The sequence below is a fragment of the Arsenophonus nasoniae DSM 15247 genome, from assembly GCF_000429565.1.
Classification (GTDB): domain Bacteria; phylum Pseudomonadota; class Gammaproteobacteria; order Enterobacterales; family Enterobacteriaceae; genus Arsenophonus; species Arsenophonus nasoniae.
In genome coordinates this window covers 1-1,180 of record NZ_AUCC01000270.1, presented here as the reverse complement: position 1 = coordinate 1,180, position 1,180 = coordinate 1, and the positions used below count along the sequence as shown (strand labels likewise).

Sequence of the window (1,180 nt, the reverse complement as noted above, 5' to 3'; positions counted from 1 at the left end):
TGAACCTAAAAACCACAAACCTATAATCATTAAAAAGAAAGCCACAGAATTTGGCAACCTAAGGTTACAAAAATAAATCAAATGACCTACAAGAAATCCTACTATACCAACAACACTAGCATTGGGCTCTAAATAAAACGAAAGAAAGATAAAAAGTAACGAACAAAATATTTTCCACAATTTGTTTTTGAAAAAACAAATAAGAAAAATTAATATTGAACCAACCAATTCAACTCTCATTGTCCACAAAACTTCATTGTAGGTAGAATGACCAAACACAAAGGCTTCAATAGACCCTGAATAAATAGCATTTATGATAGATTTTTTTTCAGAATTAAAAATAGGAAATTCAGAAAACCAAGAGCTAACATTTGTTAGATCAACATTGACATATACTACAATCCACATTAATAAACATGAGCATATTGTAGGGATCATCAATCTTGGAACTCTTTTTATTAACGATTGCTTTAACCTTAAAAGAGGATCTTTTGTTTGAAAAGAAGAAAAGGTAAGAACATATCCGCTTAAAACAAAAAAAATATAAACCGCCCCCATTCCAGAATAAAGAAATGAAAATGGAGAATTAAAAATATATTCTGCAAATTTAAATTTTTGGATTCCATTATCAATAATATTAAATAATTGTGGAAAAAATATCAAAGCAGCATGTGAAAAAAAAACCATTAAACACGCTAACCCCCTTAAACTCTCAGCAGCATTAATTTTCTTGATTTCCATAAATTTTATCTTAAATATTAATTTCAGGTCTCATGCTTACGCCCCCTATTTTATCAGGGCATTTTTCAATGACTGGGGCTAAATCGGAATTTCCTCCGTTCTTCGAGCACCGCCCTATCTCTCTGGCTTTTTTCTCAGCCTCAAAAAAACCGTGGGCTATTTTGTTTAGCTATTTCTCTGATAGCCTGTTTAGCTCATCATCAGAAAACCCCGTAATCTCTTTGATAGACTCTTTATTCATGCTGGTTTTAAGCATTTTTCTAGCTAGTTCAATTTTAGCTTGTTGCATGCCTTTCTTGATTCCAATTTCTTCAATCTGTTGAGCAATAGTCATAAATGCCCCTTCGTGTTTTTCTGATTGTTTCGCTATCTCAGTGATAAATTCCATTGGCTTTTTGGTGTTACCTTCTTGGATGAGATAGTTAAACAGAGTGATAAC

General features: G+C 32.0%; 1 protein-coding gene and 1 pseudogene. Both read right to left on the bottom strand.

Features of this window, described 5'->3' with window-relative positions; translation table 11 throughout:
• A partial coding sequence (locus G468_RS0118320; RefSeq protein ID WP_026824189.1) for an acyltransferase family protein occupies positions 1-741 on the bottom strand: 741 nt, incomplete at its 3' end.
• Positions 742-910: 169 nt separating this feature from the next.
• A pseudogene (locus G468_RS24520) lies at positions 911-1,180 on the bottom strand (ISNCY family transposase); the annotation flags it as partial.